The organism is Streptomyces sp. NPDC056231, from assembly GCF_048270745.1.
Taxonomy (GTDB): domain Bacteria; phylum Actinomycetota; class Actinomycetes; order Streptomycetales; family Streptomycetaceae; genus Streptomyces.
This window is the reverse complement of record NZ_JBLVKW010000011.1, coordinates 1-15,441: the sequence shown is the minus strand read 5'-3', so window position 1 is coordinate 15,441 and position 15,441 is coordinate 1. Positions and strand designations below refer to the sequence as shown.

At 71.1% G+C, this 15,441-nt stretch carries 12 protein-coding genes and 2 pseudogenes; 7 read left to right on the top strand and 7 right to left on the bottom strand.

Annotated features, from left to right (window positions below; genetic code table 11):
- Positions 1-57: 57 nt before the first annotated feature.
- The 3 genes from ACNPQM_RS11900 (at position 58) to ACNPQM_RS11890 (ending at position 4,232) form a co-directional block, all read left to right on the top strand.
- The gene (locus tag ACNPQM_RS11900) at positions 58-1,197 is read left to right on the top strand and encodes an MFS transporter (protein WP_418084043.1); all 1,140 of its coding nucleotides are present in this window, start codon (positions 58-60) and stop codon (positions 1,195-1,197) included.
- Positions 1,198-1,467: 270 nt separating this feature from the next.
- On the top strand, positions 1,468-2,982 hold the full coding sequence (locus ACNPQM_RS11895; protein ID WP_418083944.1) for an FUSC family protein: 1,515 nt from the start codon (positions 1,468-1,470) through the stop codon (positions 2,980-2,982).
- Between the two features lie 200 nt (positions 2,983-3,182).
- Positions 3,183-4,232 (top strand): lactonase family protein, encoded by a 1,050-nt coding sequence (locus ACNPQM_RS11890; protein ID WP_418083943.1) that lies wholly within the window; start codon positions 3,183-3,185, stop codon positions 4,230-4,232.
- Positions 4,233-4,330: 98 nt separating this feature from the next.
- Here the strand turns inward: ACNPQM_RS11890 and ACNPQM_RS11885 are convergent, their stop codons facing one another.
- From ACNPQM_RS11885 to ACNPQM_RS11870, 4 genes are all read right to left on the bottom strand, one after another.
- Positions 4,331-5,254 carry a sirohydrochlorin chelatase gene (locus ACNPQM_RS11885; RefSeq protein ID WP_358860582.1) on the bottom strand — a complete coding sequence of 308 codons (924 nt, stop codon included), beginning with the start codon at positions 5,252-5,254 and terminating at the stop codon, positions 4,331-4,333.
- A gap of 119 nt (positions 5,255-5,373) precedes the next feature.
- Positions 5,374-6,405 (bottom strand): N-acetylglucosamine kinase, encoded by a 1,032-nt coding sequence (locus ACNPQM_RS11880; protein ID WP_418083942.1) that lies wholly within the window; start codon positions 6,403-6,405, stop codon positions 5,374-5,376.
- On the bottom strand, positions 6,402-7,079 hold the full coding sequence (locus ACNPQM_RS11875) for a uracil-DNA glycosylase (RefSeq protein WP_358860584.1): 678 nt from the start codon (positions 7,077-7,079) through the stop codon (positions 6,402-6,404). The genes ACNPQM_RS11880 and ACNPQM_RS11875 overlap by 4 nt, the downstream gene beginning before the upstream one ends.
- Before the next feature lie 34 nt (positions 7,080-7,113).
- Positions 7,114-8,202: a WD40/YVTN/BNR-like repeat-containing protein gene (locus ACNPQM_RS11870; protein ID WP_418083941.1), complete on the bottom strand. Its 1,089-nt coding sequence runs from the start codon at positions 8,200-8,202 to the stop codon at positions 7,114-7,116.
- 274 nt (positions 8,203-8,476) lie between these two features.
- Between ACNPQM_RS11870 and ACNPQM_RS11865 the strand changes: the two genes are divergently transcribed.
- Positions 8,477-9,193, top strand: coding sequence for a cupin domain-containing protein (locus tag ACNPQM_RS11865; protein ID WP_418083940.1), 717 nt, complete (start codon positions 8,477-8,479; stop codon positions 9,191-9,193).
- Here the strand turns inward: ACNPQM_RS11865 and ACNPQM_RS11860 are convergent.
- Entirely contained in the window at positions 9,181-9,705 is a 525-nt protein-coding gene (locus ACNPQM_RS11860) for a GNAT family N-acetyltransferase (RefSeq protein WP_418083939.1), read from the bottom strand. The two genes, ACNPQM_RS11865 and ACNPQM_RS11860, sit on opposite strands and share 13 nt — an antisense overlap.
- Positions 9,706-9,901: 196 nt before the next feature.
- Positions 9,902-12,637 (bottom strand): SpoIIE family protein phosphatase, encoded by a 2,736-nt coding sequence (locus tag ACNPQM_RS11855; RefSeq protein ID WP_418083938.1) that lies wholly within the window; start codon positions 12,635-12,637, stop codon positions 9,902-9,904.
- Between the two features lie 115 nt (positions 12,638-12,752).
- Between ACNPQM_RS11855 and ACNPQM_RS11850 the strand changes: the two are divergent.
- From ACNPQM_RS11850 to ACNPQM_RS11840, 3 genes and pseudogenes are all read left to right on the top strand, one after another.
- A pseudogene (locus ACNPQM_RS11850) lies at positions 12,753-12,875 on the top strand (hypothetical protein); the annotation flags it as partial.
- 31 nt (positions 12,876-12,906) lie between these two features.
- Positions 12,907-13,287 carry a hypothetical protein gene (locus tag ACNPQM_RS11845; RefSeq protein WP_358860589.1) on the top strand — a complete coding sequence of 127 codons (381 nt, stop codon included), beginning with the start codon at positions 12,907-12,909 and terminating at the stop codon, positions 13,285-13,287.
- 186 nt (positions 13,288-13,473) lie between these two features.
- Positions 13,474-14,562 carry an NADH:flavin oxidoreductase/NADH oxidase gene (locus tag ACNPQM_RS11840; RefSeq protein WP_418083937.1) on the top strand — a complete coding sequence of 363 codons (1,089 nt, stop codon included), beginning with the start codon at positions 13,474-13,476 and terminating at the stop codon, positions 14,560-14,562.
- An 83-nt stretch (positions 14,563-14,645) separates the two neighbouring features.
- Here ACNPQM_RS11840 and ACNPQM_RS11835 read toward each other — a convergent pair.
- Positions 14,646-15,261 (bottom strand): annotated as a pseudogene (locus tag ACNPQM_RS11835) (TetR/AcrR family transcriptional regulator).
- Positions 15,262-15,441 lie beyond the last annotated feature (180 nt).

Sequence of the window (15,441 nt, the reverse complement as noted above, 5' to 3'; positions counted from 1 at the left end):
GTGACCCCCGGGCCTGCCCAGGAATCGAGGCTTCTGCCCGCGGGATCGCGGCGGCGGATGTGGCCGCTGTACGCAGCCGGGTTCACCACCGCCTTCGGCGCGCACGGCGTCGCCGCCAACCTCGGCCAGGGCGATGCCGGGCTGACGCGTTCGGTGCTGTATCTCGGGCTGTTGCTCGCGCTCTACGACGGGGCCGAGGTGGTGCTCAAGCCGGTGTTCGGGACGCTCGCCGACCGGATCGGCGCCCGGCCGGTGCTGCTCGGCGGGCTCATTGCGTTCGCCGCCACCTCCGCAATCTTCGTGGTGGTCCGCGACCCCGGCTGGCTGTGGGCCGCCCGCCTCGGACAGGGCGCGGCCGCGTCCGCGTTCTCACCTGCCGCCTCCGCGCTGGTGGCCCGGCTCAGCCCGCAGGCCCGGCACGGCCGCGCATTCGGCTCGTACGGATTCTTCAAGGGCATCGGCTACACCGCAGGACCCTTGCTCGGCGGCGTGCTGGTCTGGGCCGGCGGCCTGACGCTGCTGTTCGCGGTGCTGGGCGCGCTGGCTGCCGCGGTCGCCCTGTGGGCCGTGTTCGCGGTACCTGCTGTTCCGCCTCTGCCCAAGACCCGTCAGACCGTCCTGGGGCTCGTCCGGCGACTGGCCGACGGTGCTTTTCTGCGGCCGGTGGCGGCCCTGGCCGCCGCCACCGCCGCGCTGTCCGTCGGGGTCGGGTTCCTGCCGGTGTCCGGAGTGGCTGCCGGTCTGTCGCCGGTGGCCACCGGCGCGGCTGTCTCCGTCCTCGCCCTGTGCGCCGCGCTCGTGCAGCCGTGGGCCGGGCGAGCCCTGGACCACGGGCGCCTGGGCGCCGGCGGGGGGCTGGTGGCCGGACTGCTGGTCACCGCGTGCGGACTCGCCGCCGCCATGCTGCGCGGCCTGCCGGGCATCCTGTCGGCCGCCGTGCTGATCGGGGCCGGAACCGGGCTGATCACTCCGCTGGGCTTCGCCGCCCTCGCGGGTGCCACCCCGGAGGAACGACTCGGTCAGACCATGGGGACGGCCGAACTCGGACGTGAACTCGGCGACGCCGGAGGCCCGTTGCTGGTCGCCGCCGTCGCCGGTGCCGCGACCTTGACCTGGGGCTTCGCGGTACTCGCCGCGGCGACCGCCGTTCTGCCGCTTCTCCTGCGCGCTCGCCGCACACCCCCGGAGTGCGGCTGACCTCGCGGGACGGATCCTGGAAGCGCGCCCGTGCCGAGGCCCGCGCGTGAATCGCTCGGACGGCCTTTCTTCGGCCCGACGGTTGCGCAGGACGTGGTCCATTGGTGCGCGCCTGGCACATCGAAAGCCCATCAGGCTGTGCCAATGGCTCAACTGTGTCTGCTCGACTTGAGCCAGATGGTGGCGAGATGCTCTGATTGGACCAGTCGATGGCGCTGCGGATCCCGCGGCGCCTTTTTCATGCCCGGACAGAACAGGGAGTGGTCATCGGTGCTGAAGCGGATGTTGGTGGCTCCGGACCCGGGGCGGCTGCGGCTGCGCAGCTCGGCCCGGGCCGTTGTCGGCATCGGTCTGGCCGTGACCCTTTCGGGCCTCGTCAGTCACTCGCTTCCCGCGTCCGTCGCCGGCGGCCTCGCCGCTCTGCTTGCACTCTTCACGGTCACCGACGCCCAGGTCCGCGACCAGGCGCTCACCACCGTGCTGCTGCCCGTTGTCGGATTCCCGGTCCTGGCGCTCGCGACGGCGCTGCACGACTACCCCCTGGCGCGTGACGCCGCGTTCCTCGCCGTTGTCTGTGCGGGGGTGTACGCGCGCCGCTGGGGTCCCCGCGGTCATGCCCTGGGGGTTTTCGCGTTCATGGCGTTCTTCATGGCGCAGTTCCTGCACGTCGTACCAGGCCAACTGCCCGAGCTGTACGCCGCCGTCGCACTCTCGCTCATCACCGCCTCGGCCATCCGCTTCGGCGCCTGGTGCTACGAACGTCGGCTGCCCACGCCCGTCGTACCCACACTCCAGGGCAGTCGCGGGCTGGCCCGGGCTACGACGCGGCAGGCGCTCCAGGCGACCGCCGCCAGCGCCTTCGCGCTCGGCATCGGGCAGCTGCTGTCCGCCGACCGCTGGTACTGGGCCGTCGGCACCGTCTGGTGGGTCTTCGTGAACACCGCCTCGCGCGGCGAGACGCTGGTCCGCGGCTTCCGCCGCATCCTCGGCACGGCGGCCGGGATCGCCGCAGGGCTGCTGGTCGCCGTGCCGCTGCACGGCGACACGGTCCCCACCGCGGTCCTCGTCGCCGTCTGCGTCTTCGGCATCTTCTACACCGCCGCCGTCTCGTACAGCTGGATGGTCTTCTTCGTGACCGTGATGGCCGGACTGCTGTACGGCCTGCTCGGCGTCCTGAATCCGGGGCTGCTCGTGCTCCGCCTCACGGAGACCGGGGCCGGAGCCCTCGGCTCGACGCTCGCCGTCCTTCTCGTGCTGCCCGTCACCCTCCACGCGACCACTGACGCCTGGATCCAGCGGGCACTGCGCTGCGTGCACGCCTGCACGGCCGGGGCTGCCGCCCGTCTGGCCGGTTCCCCGACCGCCGACCCCGGTCCGCAGGTGACCGAACTGGAGGCGCTGCTCGGCCGGGTCCGGCTCTCGCTCGCCCCACTGGTGCATCCACTCAACCCGCTGCGGGCCCGTAAGGCGCGCGCCCGCCAGGTCCTCGCCCTGCTCGACCTGTGCGCCCGCGAGGTGCGTGGTCTCGCCGCGGTCACCGCCGATCCCGACGCTTCGCACGACGCCCGGCTCGGAGCGGCCTGCCGCCGCGTCGAGGCCGCGGTGCTCGCCCTGGCGCAGCCGGGACCCGTCCGTACGGAACTGAACGCCGCGCCCGCACACGCACCGCACCACCACCCCGGCGCCGAGGCCGCACTCGCGCATCTGCACGCCCTGGAGCGGGCCCTCGCGGAACTCGCCGCGACCCTGCGCACCTCGCCCCGCGCCCCGCTCGTCCCGGCCTGACCTGTGACCCGCGGCAGCAGACGGTGGTGACACGGCCCTGGTCCAGCGCTCCCCCCGGCTCTGCATGCACCGGACGACGCTCCTCATGGGGCACACACTGCCGGTCACGGCACTGGGCCGCACAAGCTGCACTGCTACCGTCGCGGAGGATCACGGCGGTCCGAGCCGTCGTGATCAGTCGGCGGAGAGGGGCAGAAGCGGTGAGCAGCAACGGTGCGGGACGGGCATACATAGGGTCGTTCACGTCGGCGGGCGGTCGGGGGGTCACCGTCGCGGCCGTGGACCGGGAGACCGGGGCGCTGACCGTCCTCGCCACCACGGACATCGTCCCCGATCCTTCGTATCTCGCCCTGGGCCCCGGCTCCACCACCCTCTACACGGTCAGCGAGACCGAGTCCGGCGCGGCCGCCGCCCTCGACCTCACCGGCGACGACCTGCGGCTGCTCGGCAGGATCCGGCCGGTGGACGGCAGTGGACCCACCCACCTCGCACTGACCGGTGGATACCTGATCACCGCCAACTACGGCTCCGGCAGCGTCACCGCCCTCCCCGTGCGCGCCGACGGATCGCTGGACGCCGCCACTTCCGTGCTCCGGCACGAGGGAAGCGGACCGCACCCGGTCCGTCAGCAAGCCCCGCACGCCCACCAGGTGCTCGCCGACCCGTCGGGCGCCTGGGTGCTGAGCGTGGACCTCGGAACCGACTCCGTACGCGTCTGCGCCCTCGACCCGAGCACCGGCACGCTGCACCTGCACGACGAGACGGCGCTGCGACCGGGCACCGGACCGCGCCACCTGGCCTTCCACCCCGCAGGCACCCATGCCTACGTCCTGAACGAACTCGAACCGACCGTCACCGTCTGCCGGTGGGAAGCCGCCACCGGAACCCTCACACCGGTCGGCGAAACGACCGTCGTGCCCGAGGACGTGGCCGCCGACGCGGTCGTCTACCCGTCCGAGCTCGTCGTCTCGCGCGACGGCCGCTTCCTCTGGGCCGCCAACCGAGGACACGACAGCATCGCCGTCCTCACCCTCGACGCGACAGGCGAGAAGGCGTCCCTGGTCACAACCGTGAGCTGCGGTGGCCACTGGCCGCGCGACCTTGCCCTCGACCCCACCGGGCAGTGGCTGTACGCGGCCAATGAACGGTCCGGGAACGTCAGCTGGTTCGCCGTCGACCCGAGCACCGGCATCCCACGCCACACGGGTTCCCTGACCGCTCCTGCCGTCTCCTGCGTGATCTTCGACTGATCCGACCCGCGGTCCGCCCCCGGGTGCGAGACGGCAGACACAGCGGGCCCGTACCGGCCGAACGTCCGGTACGGGCCCGCTGCTCCGTGCTGATCAGGTCAGTGGGCCTGGGCCCCCTGCGGGGTCGCCGGGGCGATGCCCAGCGCCGTCGTGTACAGCGACAGGACGAGCTTGCCGATCGCCGGGTACGCGCCGAGCGGCTCGGCCGTCGCGCAGCCCGCCTCCTTTGCGGCGGTATCCAGCAGCCCCTCGGGCACCTCGGGACCCACCAGGTAAGGCGCCACGGCCAGTTGCACCGAACCGGAGGCCTTCAGCTGGTCGGCGATGGACGCGACCGAACCCTCGACATCGAGAGCAGCGGCCATCACCGGCACCGCGAGGCGGGCGGCCAGCAGCATGCCGGTGATCCCCGCGGCCTGCACGGCCTCCTCGCCACCCACCGTGGCCAGCACGATCCCGTCCGCGGCCGTGGCCACGGTGAACAGCCTGGCGCGGTCGGCGCGGGCCAGACCGGCCTCGGAGAGGCGTACGTGCAGCGCCTCGGCGAGCAGCGGGTGCGGGCCGAGCACGTCGGTCAGCTCGACCGGCGCACGGCTGTCCATGACGGCTTGACGTATCCGCCGGAGCAGGGCGTTGTCCGGCCCCGCGAGGAGCGGCACCACGACGGCGGCCGGGCCCTCGGGCTCGGCGGCCTCACGGCCCGCGGCCTTCGCCTGCTCGAAGCGCGCGATGCGCTCGGCGGCGGCATCCGCGAGTACGGAGACGAGCGTGGGGTACTCGGCATCGTCGCCGTCGAGGTACCCGATCCGGACATGGAGACCGGGCAGCTCTGAACGGGCAATGCTGATCACCTCTTCGGCCAGACTGCGCGTGGCCGAAGAGGGGGTACCGGGAACGGCGAGAACGAGCGCGGCAGCGCCCTCGGGTGCGACCACGGGCTCCGGGCGGCGGTGCCGTCCGGACTGGCGAGGTCGCGGCATTCGTACAGGCAGGCCGGAAGCGGGCTCAGTGGGGGTGCTCATGGCGCCGCATGCTACTGGTTTTGGGTGCCTCACCGTTCGGGGAGGGCCCAGTCAGGCGTTATCTGTCCGCTTTTATCCGATCAATGGCTTACCGGTCAACTGCCCTGCTCTGTCGCCCCTTACGGTCGCCCCGGCCCGGGCCCGTACGCGGGTACGCACAGCAGCGTCGGGTGGAGCGGCAACCGCAGCTCACCGGTGGCCATCGCCTCGGCGATGCGCAGCGAACCGGTCAGCGGATCACCCGAACCGGGGACCGTCCGCGCCCGCGGCAGTTGCCGGGAGAGCTCTTCACGCAGCGGTACGAGCAGCGGATCGCCCATCCGGAACAAGCCACCCGTCAGGGCCACTTCGCACGGCTCGTCGGCCACCCCGCGCTCCGGGCACACCGCGGCGGCCGCCTCTGCGATATGACCGGCGGCGTCCCGCAGAATGCCCGCGGCGACCGGATCGTCCCCGGCGCACGCGGCGACCTCGGGGGCGAACGAGGCCAGCAGTGCCGGGCGGTCGGTACGCGGATAGAGCAGACCGGGGAGCTCCGGCGCCGGACCGAACACCGCCTCCAGCCGGGCCAGTAGCGCGGCCGAACCGCCGCGCCGCCCGTCATGGGCGCGCATCGCCGCGTCGAGTCCGGCCCGCCCGATCCAGGCGCCGCCGCCGCTGTCGCCGAGGAGATGACCCCAGCCGTCGGCCCGGCGCCAGCTCGTCAGATCCGTCCCCAGCGCGATCATGCCGGTGCCGCCCGCGACGACGGCTCCCGGTCGCTGCCCGACCGCTCCCGCGTACGCCGTCACCGCGTCGGCCGCCAGCGCCAGCAGCTGCACCCCGAGTGCCCGCTCCAGCGCCGCCGGCAGCTCCGCGCGCAGCTGGTCCCCGAGCGTCGCCATGCCGGCGGCGCCGATCGCCACGGCGACGACGGACAAGCCTGCGGCCGTCTCCGCCCGCTCCCCGGCCTGCGCCCGCAACTCGTCGATGGCGGGAAGCAACTGCTCCAGCAGGTGTCCGGCATCGATCCCGGCCGGACCCGTACGCACCGGCTCGGCGCAGACTGCCGTCGCCACCGGCTTCTCGCCCCCGATCGAGCCGAGCGCCACTCGGAGCCCGGAACCGCCCGAGTCCACTCCGAGGACGTACGACCCCGCGGCGGCAGTCACGGAAGCTGCCAGTCGACCGGCCGGGCGCCCTGGCGCTCCAGCAGTTCATTGGCCCGGCTGAACGGCCGCGAGCCGAAGAACCCGCGGTCCGCGGACATGGGAGAGGGGTGCGAGGACTCGATCGCCGGGAGGTCACCCAGCAGCGGCCGCAGATTGCGGGCGTCGCGCCCCCACAGGACGGACACCAGCGGTGTTCCGCGCGCCACCAGCGCCCGGATCGCCTGCTCGGTCACTTCTTCCCAGCCCTTGCCGCGATGCGCCGCCGGCTTACGGGGCGCCGTGGTCAGCGCCCTGTTGAGCAGCAGCACCCCCTGGCGGGTCCAGGGTGTCAGATCGCCGTTGGACGGCCGGGGCAGCCCCAGGTCTGTGTGAAGTTCCCGGTAGATGTTCTCCAGGCTGCCCGGCAGCGGCCGGACCTCCGGCGCGACGGCGAAGCTCAGTCCCACCGCATGTCCCGGTGTGGGGTACGGGTCCTGACCGACGATCAGGACCCGCACCTCGTCGAACGGCTGCTGGAACGCCCGGAGCACATTCTGCCCCGCGGGCAGATAGGTGCGCCCTGCGGCGATCTCCGCGCGCAGGAAGTCGCCCATCGCGGCGATGCGTTCGGCCACGGGTTCCAGGGCCTGCGCCCATCCCGGCTCGATGATTTCTTTCAACGGTCTTGCTGCCACGGGCCGCACTCTACTGCTCATACGACCGGGGTGATCAACCGCCGACGACTGCCGCCCGTACACAGAGGACATCCGGCAGATGCGAGGCGAGCTGTTCCCAGCTGTCCCCGTCGTCCTCGCTCGCGTACACCTCGCCGTTGCGATTGCCGAAATAGACCCCCGCCGGATCGGCGTCGTCCGTGCAGAGGGCGTCGCGCAGCACCGTGCCGTAATGCGTCTCCTCGGGCAGTCCGGCGGACAGCGGCTCCCAACTGTTGCCCGCGTCGCTCGTACGGAACACCCGGCAGCGGTGCTCGGCCGGGACACGGTCGGCGTCCGCGTTGATCGGGAAGACGTACGCCGTCTCCGCCCGGTGAGGATGCGCGGCCGCGGCGAAGCCGAAGTCGGAGGGCAGCCCCCCGCCGACGTCCGTCCAGTTGTCCCCGGAGTCGTCACTGCGGAACACACCCCAGTGGTTCTGGAGATAGAGCCGGTCCGGATCGACCGCATCCCGGGTGACTTTGTGGACGCACTGGCCGAACTCCGGGTTCGGATCCGGCAGGAAGACCGCCGACACCCCCTTGTTCGACGGAGCCCAACTCGCCCCGCCGTCCTTGGTGCGGAACACACCGGCCGTGGAGACCGCGACGGTCACCGCCTGTGGGTCCCTCGAATCGGTCAGGATCGTGTGCAGCCCCTCGCCGCCCCCGCCCGGGACCCATTTCGAGCGCGTCGGATGCTCCCACAGCGGGCGCACCAGCTCGAACGATTCCCCGCGGTCCTCGGAGCGGAACAGCGCGGCCGGCTCCGTCCCCGCGTACACGACATCCGGCGCTTCCGCCCCGGCCGGGTGCAGCTGCCAGACCCGCTCCAGCGAGGCCCCGGTGAACTGGGGGAATTTCACCGCCGGTTGCTTCGGCTCGACCCAGGTCGCGCCCAGATCGTCGGAGTGGAACACCGAGGGTCCCCAGTGCGCGCTGTCCCCGCCGACGAGCAGCCGGGTGGCCCGCCCGCGGGTGTCGATGGCGATGGAGTAGATCGCCTGCGCGTTGAAATGCGGGTCGCCGAACTCCCATGTGCCACGGCGTCTGCGGCCGATGAAGAGTCCTTTGCGGGTTCCCACAGTGAGCAGTACGTCGGGCATTGCCGACACCTCCCGAAACGCCTTTGTGACGGATACGGGCCAGTCTGCACCCGGCCACTGACAGTGGCCCGCAGAGTAGGCGTTTGTGCAGGCCGGACGGCGAGTGCGGAGGAGGGGCCCGATCCGGCACCCCGGGGCGTGGCCGACACTGCCGGGGCACCCTTGACCGCCGTCCCGGATGGGCCGTAATTTCCTCGTAGAAAGCGCTTGCCCATGTGGTGGGCCATCGATCGGCCCCCGACGAACAGCCGACGAACCGGACCGAGGAGCGCGCGTGGAGACCTTCGAAGGACTGCCCGGCGCCGTGGCCGTCTCCCACCTCAGGGTCTACGACTGGCCCACCGAGGACGGACTGCGCGGCGGCACGCCCCACCTCCATCTCACCTGTTCCGAAGGGTATGTGGTGGTCGGGGGCACGGGCTCGGTGCAGACGCTCACCGTGTCCGGCTACCGGCAGACTCCCCTGGCCGCCGGTTCGCTGGTGTGGTTCACCCCCGGTACGATCCACCGGCTCGTCAACGACGACGACCTGCGCATCGTCGTTCTCATGCAGAACAGCGGACTGCCCGAGGCGGGCGACGCCGTGCTCACCCTCCCGCCCCGCTTCCTGACGGACCCCGACACGTATCGCGCGGCCGTTGCTCTGCCCGTCGACGGTTCCGAGCCGGAACAAGAAGGCGCCGCCCGTGCCCGCCGCGACCTCGCCGTCCAGGGGTTTCTGGCTCTGCGCCGGGCCGCGGAGGCGGGCGACACCGAGCCGCTCGCCGCTTTCCACCGGGCGGCCGCCGCGCTCGTGAAGCATCGGACGGACGACTGGCGGGGGCGCTGGGAACAGGGCGCCGCCGCCGCGTCCCGGGCAACCGGTGAACAGCTCGACGCCCTGGCGCTCGGGGACGGCGGTCATCTCGCCGCTGCCCGTGTGCACGCTCAACAGCCTTCGGCCTACGGAAAGTTCGGGATGTGCGGTTGTCTCGACGTCTACAGCGGCTGAGTGTCCGTGGCCGCGGTCGCGGTAAGGACCCGGGTGATGCTCCCGTCGTCCTCCGTCCTGTTCCGCACGTGCCGGAAGTCGATCCGGCCCAGCAGCGCGAGCGACGCGGCGTTCTCCGCGGCGACCGTCGCGTGCACCGCGGTCAGCTTCAGGGTGGCGAACCCGTACACGGTGAGTGCCTGCGCGATCTCGGTCCCGAGCCCCTGCCCCCAGGAGCTCTGAGCCAGCGCGTAGACGATCTCGTGGCCGTCCACGTCCGACGACGGCTTGATCTCCGCATGGCCGACGAACCGGCTGTCCTGCCGCACCGCCCAGATGTTGAATAGATCCTGCGCGTACACCTTGCTGAAGATCCGCCCGAACAGGGCACGGTCCTCGGCCTCCGCCGCAGGGCCGTCCCCCATCCACCGGGATACCCGGGTGTCCTGGAAGAGCGCCACGAAATCGTCCTCGTCGGCAGGTGTGTACGGTTCCAGGCGCAGCCGTGCGGTGTGCAGGGTGAGGAGCGTCATGCCGGTCGACCGTACGCACACCCTGTCCGACCTGCAACGGAATAAGACCGACCGGCAATGCCCGGACGCCGAGGTTGTTGTGCTCGATGAGGGACGGCCGGAAGCTTGCCGAGGCACACGTCCTGGGCGGGCTTGTGCCGCGACTCCCCACCGCGAGGCGCCGGTTCATCCGGCGACGGCGCTCATGGCGGTGCGCTCAGAGACCCAGGGTCCCGTCGTTCCACTCGAACTCCGGCGCCTCAGCCGCGCCCGGTGTCTGTTCGGACCAGATGACCTTGCCCTCGGCTGTATAGCGGGTGCCCCAGCGATCGGCGAACTGGGCGACGAGATACAGTCCGCGGCCACCCTCATCCGTCGTCGACGCATAGCGCAGATGCGGTGCGGTGCTGCTGGAGTCGGACACCTCGCAGATCAGAGCACGGTCGTGCAGCATCCGGACCCGGATGGGAGGGGCGCCGTAGCGGATGGCGTTGGTGACCAGCTCACTGAGGATCAGCTCGGTGGCAAAGGTCTCTTCCTCCAGTCCCCGGTCGATGAGCCACTGGGACACGTCCTTGCGGATCCCGGCGACGGCCGACGGGTCGGGCTCGACGTCCCATTCGCCGACACGGGAGGGGGCGAGGATGTGGGTGGCGGCCACCAGGAGGACGGCGTCGTCACCCGGAGGTGTGGGCAGGAGCGCAGAGATCAGGTCGTCGCAGGTCTCTTCCGGAGTCCGGTGCTGTCCGGCCAGCGTTTCGCGCATCGTGCCGAGTCCGGTGGTGAAGTCCCGCTCGCGCGACCGGACGAGACCGTCCGTGTAGAAGACCATGCGGCTCCCCTCCGGCAGGGACAGCTCCATCGCCTCGAAGGGCAGTCCGCCGATGCCCAGGGGCAGGCCTGCGGGGACGTCGGGGACCTGCACCGTGCCGTCGGGCAGCACCAGGACGGGACCGGGATGACCGGCCCGGGCGGCGGAGCAGGTGCCGGCCACCGGGTCATAGACGGCGTACAGGCAGGTGGCCCCCGTGATCTCCGCGGCCCCGTCGTCGGTGTTCTCCGTCCGGTCGATCCGTGCGATCACTTCGTCGATGCGGGCGAGGAGCTCGTCGGCCGGAAGGTCCAGTGCGGAGAAGTTGTGGACCGCGGTGCGCAGGCGGCCCATCGTCGCGGCGGCGTGCAGACCGTGCCCGACGACGTCACCGACGACCAGCGCGACGCGGGCACCGGGCAGCGGAATGACGTCGAACCAGTCACCGCCCACCCCCGCCTGAGCGGGCAGATAGCGGTAGGCGACGTCGAGAGCAGCTTGTTCGGGCAGGCCGCGGGGCAGCAGGCTGCGCTGCAGCGTCACCGCCATCTCGTGCTCGCGGGTGTAGCGGCGGGCGTTGTCGATACAGACGGCCGCCCGGGCGACCAGTTCCTCGGCGAACGTCAGATCGTCCCCGTCGAAGGGGTCCGGATTCTCCGAGCGCCAGAAGTTCGCCATGCCCAGGACCGCACCGCGTGCGTGCAGCGGAACGGAGATCAGGGAGTGGGCACCGTACGCGACGATCCTCGCCGCCCGCTCGGGGTCGGCTCCCAGCCAGCCCCGTTCGGCGGACAGGTCCGGCACCAGCTTGGTGTGCCCACGGATAAGTCCCAGGGCCTCCGGGCTGGTGGGAACGAACCCGACGACTTGCCCGATCGGGTAGAAGGGGTGGCCGGCGCGCATGCCTGCCACAGCTGTACGCCGCAGGTCCAGCACGGTGCCGAGCGGTATCGACGGTTCCTCGCCGCGCAGCACGGGCTCGGCGAGGTCGACCGAGGCGAAGTCGGCGAAGCGGGGGACCACCACCTGCGCCAACTCCTCCGCGGTCCGGTTCACATCCAGTGTCGTACCGATGTGTGCACTGGCTGTGTGCAGCAGAAGCAGCCGCTCCCGTACCTCTGCGGCCCGGTCGGCAAGTGCGGCCAGTTCCGTTGTGTCCCGCAGGGTCGCGACCGTCCCGGCAGGTCCGCCATGTTCGTCGGTGGGCCGCAGATTGACGGCCAGCAGCCGGTCACCGGCCATGCGCACCTCGTCGGAGGCGTTGCGGCCGGAGGCGAGCAGTTCCGCGAGGGGAGGAGGCAGGCCGATGGCTGTTACTGGAAGCCCCTCGGTGTTCGCGGGCAGGCTCAGCAGCCGCCGGGCCTCGTCGTTGGCCAGGAGCAGCCGCCCGTCGCCGTCGATGATCAGGACACCTTCGCGCACGGAGTGCAGCACCGCGTCGTGATGCTCGTACAGCCGCGTCATCTCGGCGGGGCCGAGGCCATGCGTCTGCCGCCGCAGACGTCGGCTGACCAGTGCCGCACCGCCGGAGGTGAGGGCGAGTGCGGCCACCGCGGCGCCGACCAGCACCGGCACTTCGCGGTCGGCCACTTTGTTCACGTTATTGATCGCGATGCCCACGGACACCAGGCCGGCGGTCGAGCCGTCGGCCCTCGGTATGGGCACCACCGAGTTCACGGCCGGCCCCCGGCTCCCCGTGAAGGTACGGGTGAAGCCATGCCCGAGAACCGCCTCCTTGTACGGGCCGAGGATGTGCTTGCCGATCAGCGAGGGATCGGGGTGGGTGAGGCGGATGCCGTGTATGTCGGCCACGACGACCGTATCGACGTGGGTGGTTTTCCGGATTTCCTCAGTGAGCGGCTGCAGTACTGCGGTGGGATCAGGGCTGTCCAGCGCCGCCACGATGCCGGGGGAGTGAGCGAACGTTTGGGCGACGGCGTACGAACCACTCTCGGCATCGCGAACGGCGGCGTTCCGGGCCTGCACCACGAGCGAGAACGCCGCCGTGGCGACGAGCAGCACTACGAGCACCAGCTCCAGCAGCAGGACTTCCCCGGCCACGGTGCGCACGCCGAGCAGGGTGCGGGAGCGCCCGGTGTTCGATCGTCGGAGCCTTGAAATATATCCGCCAAAGCCTCCCATAGCTCCTGTTTACCCGCTATATCCGCACAAAATGTCGCACGTGTGATGCCGATGCGGGGTCAGGCTGCGGCCTCCTTCCTATCGCACCGCATGGTGCACCACGCCGGTCCGAGCCGGTGTCCATGTGCTGAAATTCTGGATGGTCGACCCGACGATGGTGCTGCAGAACCTGGCGGTCGACACCGGCGGCCTCAAGCCCGGCTATCTGGGCCCGCCGGAGAGCCTCCGGCTGAAGTGAGCCGGGGGACAGGCAAGGGGAGAGCAGAGCGATGAAGAGTGAGATCGAGGGCACCGGCGGACGCGGTGCGATCCTGGGCGTGACCCCCGTTGCGGCTGGGGTCGAGGTCCGGGCGGCGGGTCCTTCGGGGGAGTTCTCGCTGATCTGCACCCCTGCCCAGGCCCGGGAGCTGGCTGTGGCTCTCGTTCGTGCGGCGGACGAGGTGGAGAGCGCGCAGTCGGCTGAGCCCGTGACGGTCAAGGCGGGGCAGCTGCGTCGCGGCGATGTACGGGACGGCGACCGGGCCATGACCGTGGAAGCGGTCAGGGTCGACGGGGCCACGGCCCACATCACCTGGAAGTCGGGCGCCGGGCGCAGCTGGACCCAGGGTTACGACGCCGATGCGGAGATTGCGCTGCGGCGCCGCGGCTGAATTCTGAAGGGCCGGCCCGGATGGGCATGAGGCCCCTCCCGGAGCCGGACCAGCAGTGTCCAAAGCCGGGAGGGGCCTCATGCGCGTGCGGGTCGTTGTACGAGAACCTTCGTAATTTGACGATTCTCGTACTACGAGATGTATCGTACTAGCGATCCTGTCGTTCCCGGCGAAACGGAGTCTGCCGTGAGTGTCCTTTTCGAGCCCTACACCCTGCGCTCGCTCACCATCCCGAACCGCATCTGGATGGCCCCCATGTGCCAGTACTCCGCCGCTCCCGAAGGCCTCGAGGCCGGCGTCGCGCACGACTGGCACTTCGCTCACTACGCGGCCCGCGCCGCCGGCGGCACCGGACTCATCCTCCTCGAGGCGACCGCGGTCAGCCCCGAGGGGCGGATCTCCCCCTACGACCTGGGCATCTGGAACGACCACCAGACCGAGACCCTGCGCCGGATCACTGACTTCCTCAAGAGCCAGGGCACCACCCCAGGAATCCAGATCGCGCACAGCGGACGCAAGGGCAGCACCGACCGCCCCTGGAAGGGCGGCGCCCCGGTCGGGCCCGGCGCGCACGGGTGGCAGCCGTCGGGCCCCAGCCCCGTGGCCTTCGCCGATGGCCACCCGGTGCCCATCGAGCTGACCACCGATGAAATCCAGGAAATCGTCGGGCAGTTCGCGGACGCCGCACGCCGCGCGCTGGAAGCCGGCTTCGAGGTTGTCGAGGTCCACGGCGCCCACGGCTACCTCATCGGGGAGTTCCTCTCCCACCATTCCAACAGGCGCACCGACGCCTACGGTGGCTCCTTCGAGAACCGCACCCGCTTCGCCCTCGAAGTCGTCGACGCCGTGCGTGCCGTCTGGCCCGACCACCTCCCGCTGTTCTTCCGTATCTCCGCCACCGACTGGCTCGAGGACAACGGCTGGACCGCCGACGACACCGTCCGCTTCGCCGCCCTGCTGAAGGAGCACGGCGTGGACCTCCTCGACGTCTCCACCGGCGGCAACGCCTCCGGCGTCCGCATCCCCACCGCCCCCGGCTACCAGGTCCCCTTCGCCGCCCGAGTCAAGAACGAGACCACCCTCCCCGTCGCCGCCGTCGGCCTCATCACCGAACCCGAGCACGCCGAGAAGATCCTCGCCAACGATGAAGCCGACGCGATCCTCCTCGGCCGCGAACTGCTGCGGAACCCCTACTGGGCCCAGCACGCAGCCCGCGGCCTCGGCGGCGACGTCCACGTCCCGGACCAGTACCACCGCTCCTCAGCACTTCGGTGACGGGGCGGGCCAGTGCTGAGCGGTTCGGCGCTGCTACGCGTCGGCTCTTGGGTCCTCGCACGGGCGGTGTCGAGGTGCTGGGTTCAGTTCTCGTGGTGCAGGCCGTCGAAGAGCACGCTCGTCAGGGCCGTCGCGAGTGCCGAAACGGGTAGGTCGCCGTTCGGGCGGTACCACTCGATACAGGGAGTTGACCGTTCCGAACAGCAGCCTGGCGGCCAGGTGGGGATCGATGTCGCCGCGTACGCCGCCCTCGGCTGCTGCTCGGGTCATCAGTTCGGCCACTCGGTGATCGAACTCACGCCGCCTCTCCAGCGCCCGCCGTTCCGCCGCGCTGTTGCCGCGGATCCGGAGCAGCAGCGTCACATAGGGCAGTTCGGCGGCCAGCACCTCGACGCTGCGGTGGACGACCCGCTCCAGGCGCGCGGTGGCCGAGGTCCGGGGGTCCTGGTCCTCCTCAAGCACGGCGAACAGCGCGTTCAGGGCGCGGCTGACGGCGAGGTCGAGCAGTTCCGCCTTGCCGGAGACATGGTGGTAGATGCTCGACTTGCTCAGGCCCAGGCGCCTGGCCAGCTCTTCCATGCTGGTGCCGTCGTAGCCGCGCTCATTGAAGACCACGACCGCGACCTCCAGCAGGGAGTCACGGTCGTAGCTGGGGCGGCCCCGACGGGCGGCGGCGCTCTGTACCGGCGTTCTGCTCACCGGTCCATCCGTGATCTTGCGTGGGTATCCCCGGCTTCAGCCGGGGAGGGAAACGCATCCTCGGCCCGGAGGCGCGAAGCGCCAAAGTTCGCTGTGTTGTCAGTGGCCTGCACTATGTTGATCACGACAGCCGAAGGGGGGTGGGCCGGATGATCCGTGCGTACAAGTTCCTCATGCGGC

Excerpts from the sequence above, each read along its gene's own strand:
- ACNPQM_RS11900 (WP_418084043.1), top strand. The coding sequence starts at position 58 with ATGTGGCCGCTGTACGCAGCCGGGTTCACCACCGCCTTCGGCGCGCAC.
- ACNPQM_RS11885 (WP_358860582.1), bottom strand. The coding sequence starts at position 5,254 with ATGAGCACCCCCACTGAGCCCGCTTCCGGCCTGCCTGTACGAATGCCG.
- ACNPQM_RS11870 (WP_418083941.1), bottom strand. The coding sequence starts at position 8,202 with ATGCCCGACGTACTGCTCACTGTGGGAACCCGCAAAGGACTCTTCATC.
- ACNPQM_RS11860 (WP_418083939.1), bottom strand. The coding sequence starts at position 9,705 with ATGACGCTCCTCACCCTGCACACCGCACGGCTGCGCCTGGAACCGTAC.
- ACNPQM_RS11855 (WP_418083938.1), bottom strand. The coding sequence starts at position 12,637 with ATGGGAGGCTTTGGCGGATATATTTCAAGGCTCCGACGATCGAACACC.
- ACNPQM_RS11845 (WP_358860589.1), top strand. The coding sequence starts at position 12,907 with ATGAAGAGTGAGATCGAGGGCACCGGCGGACGCGGTGCGATCCTGGGC.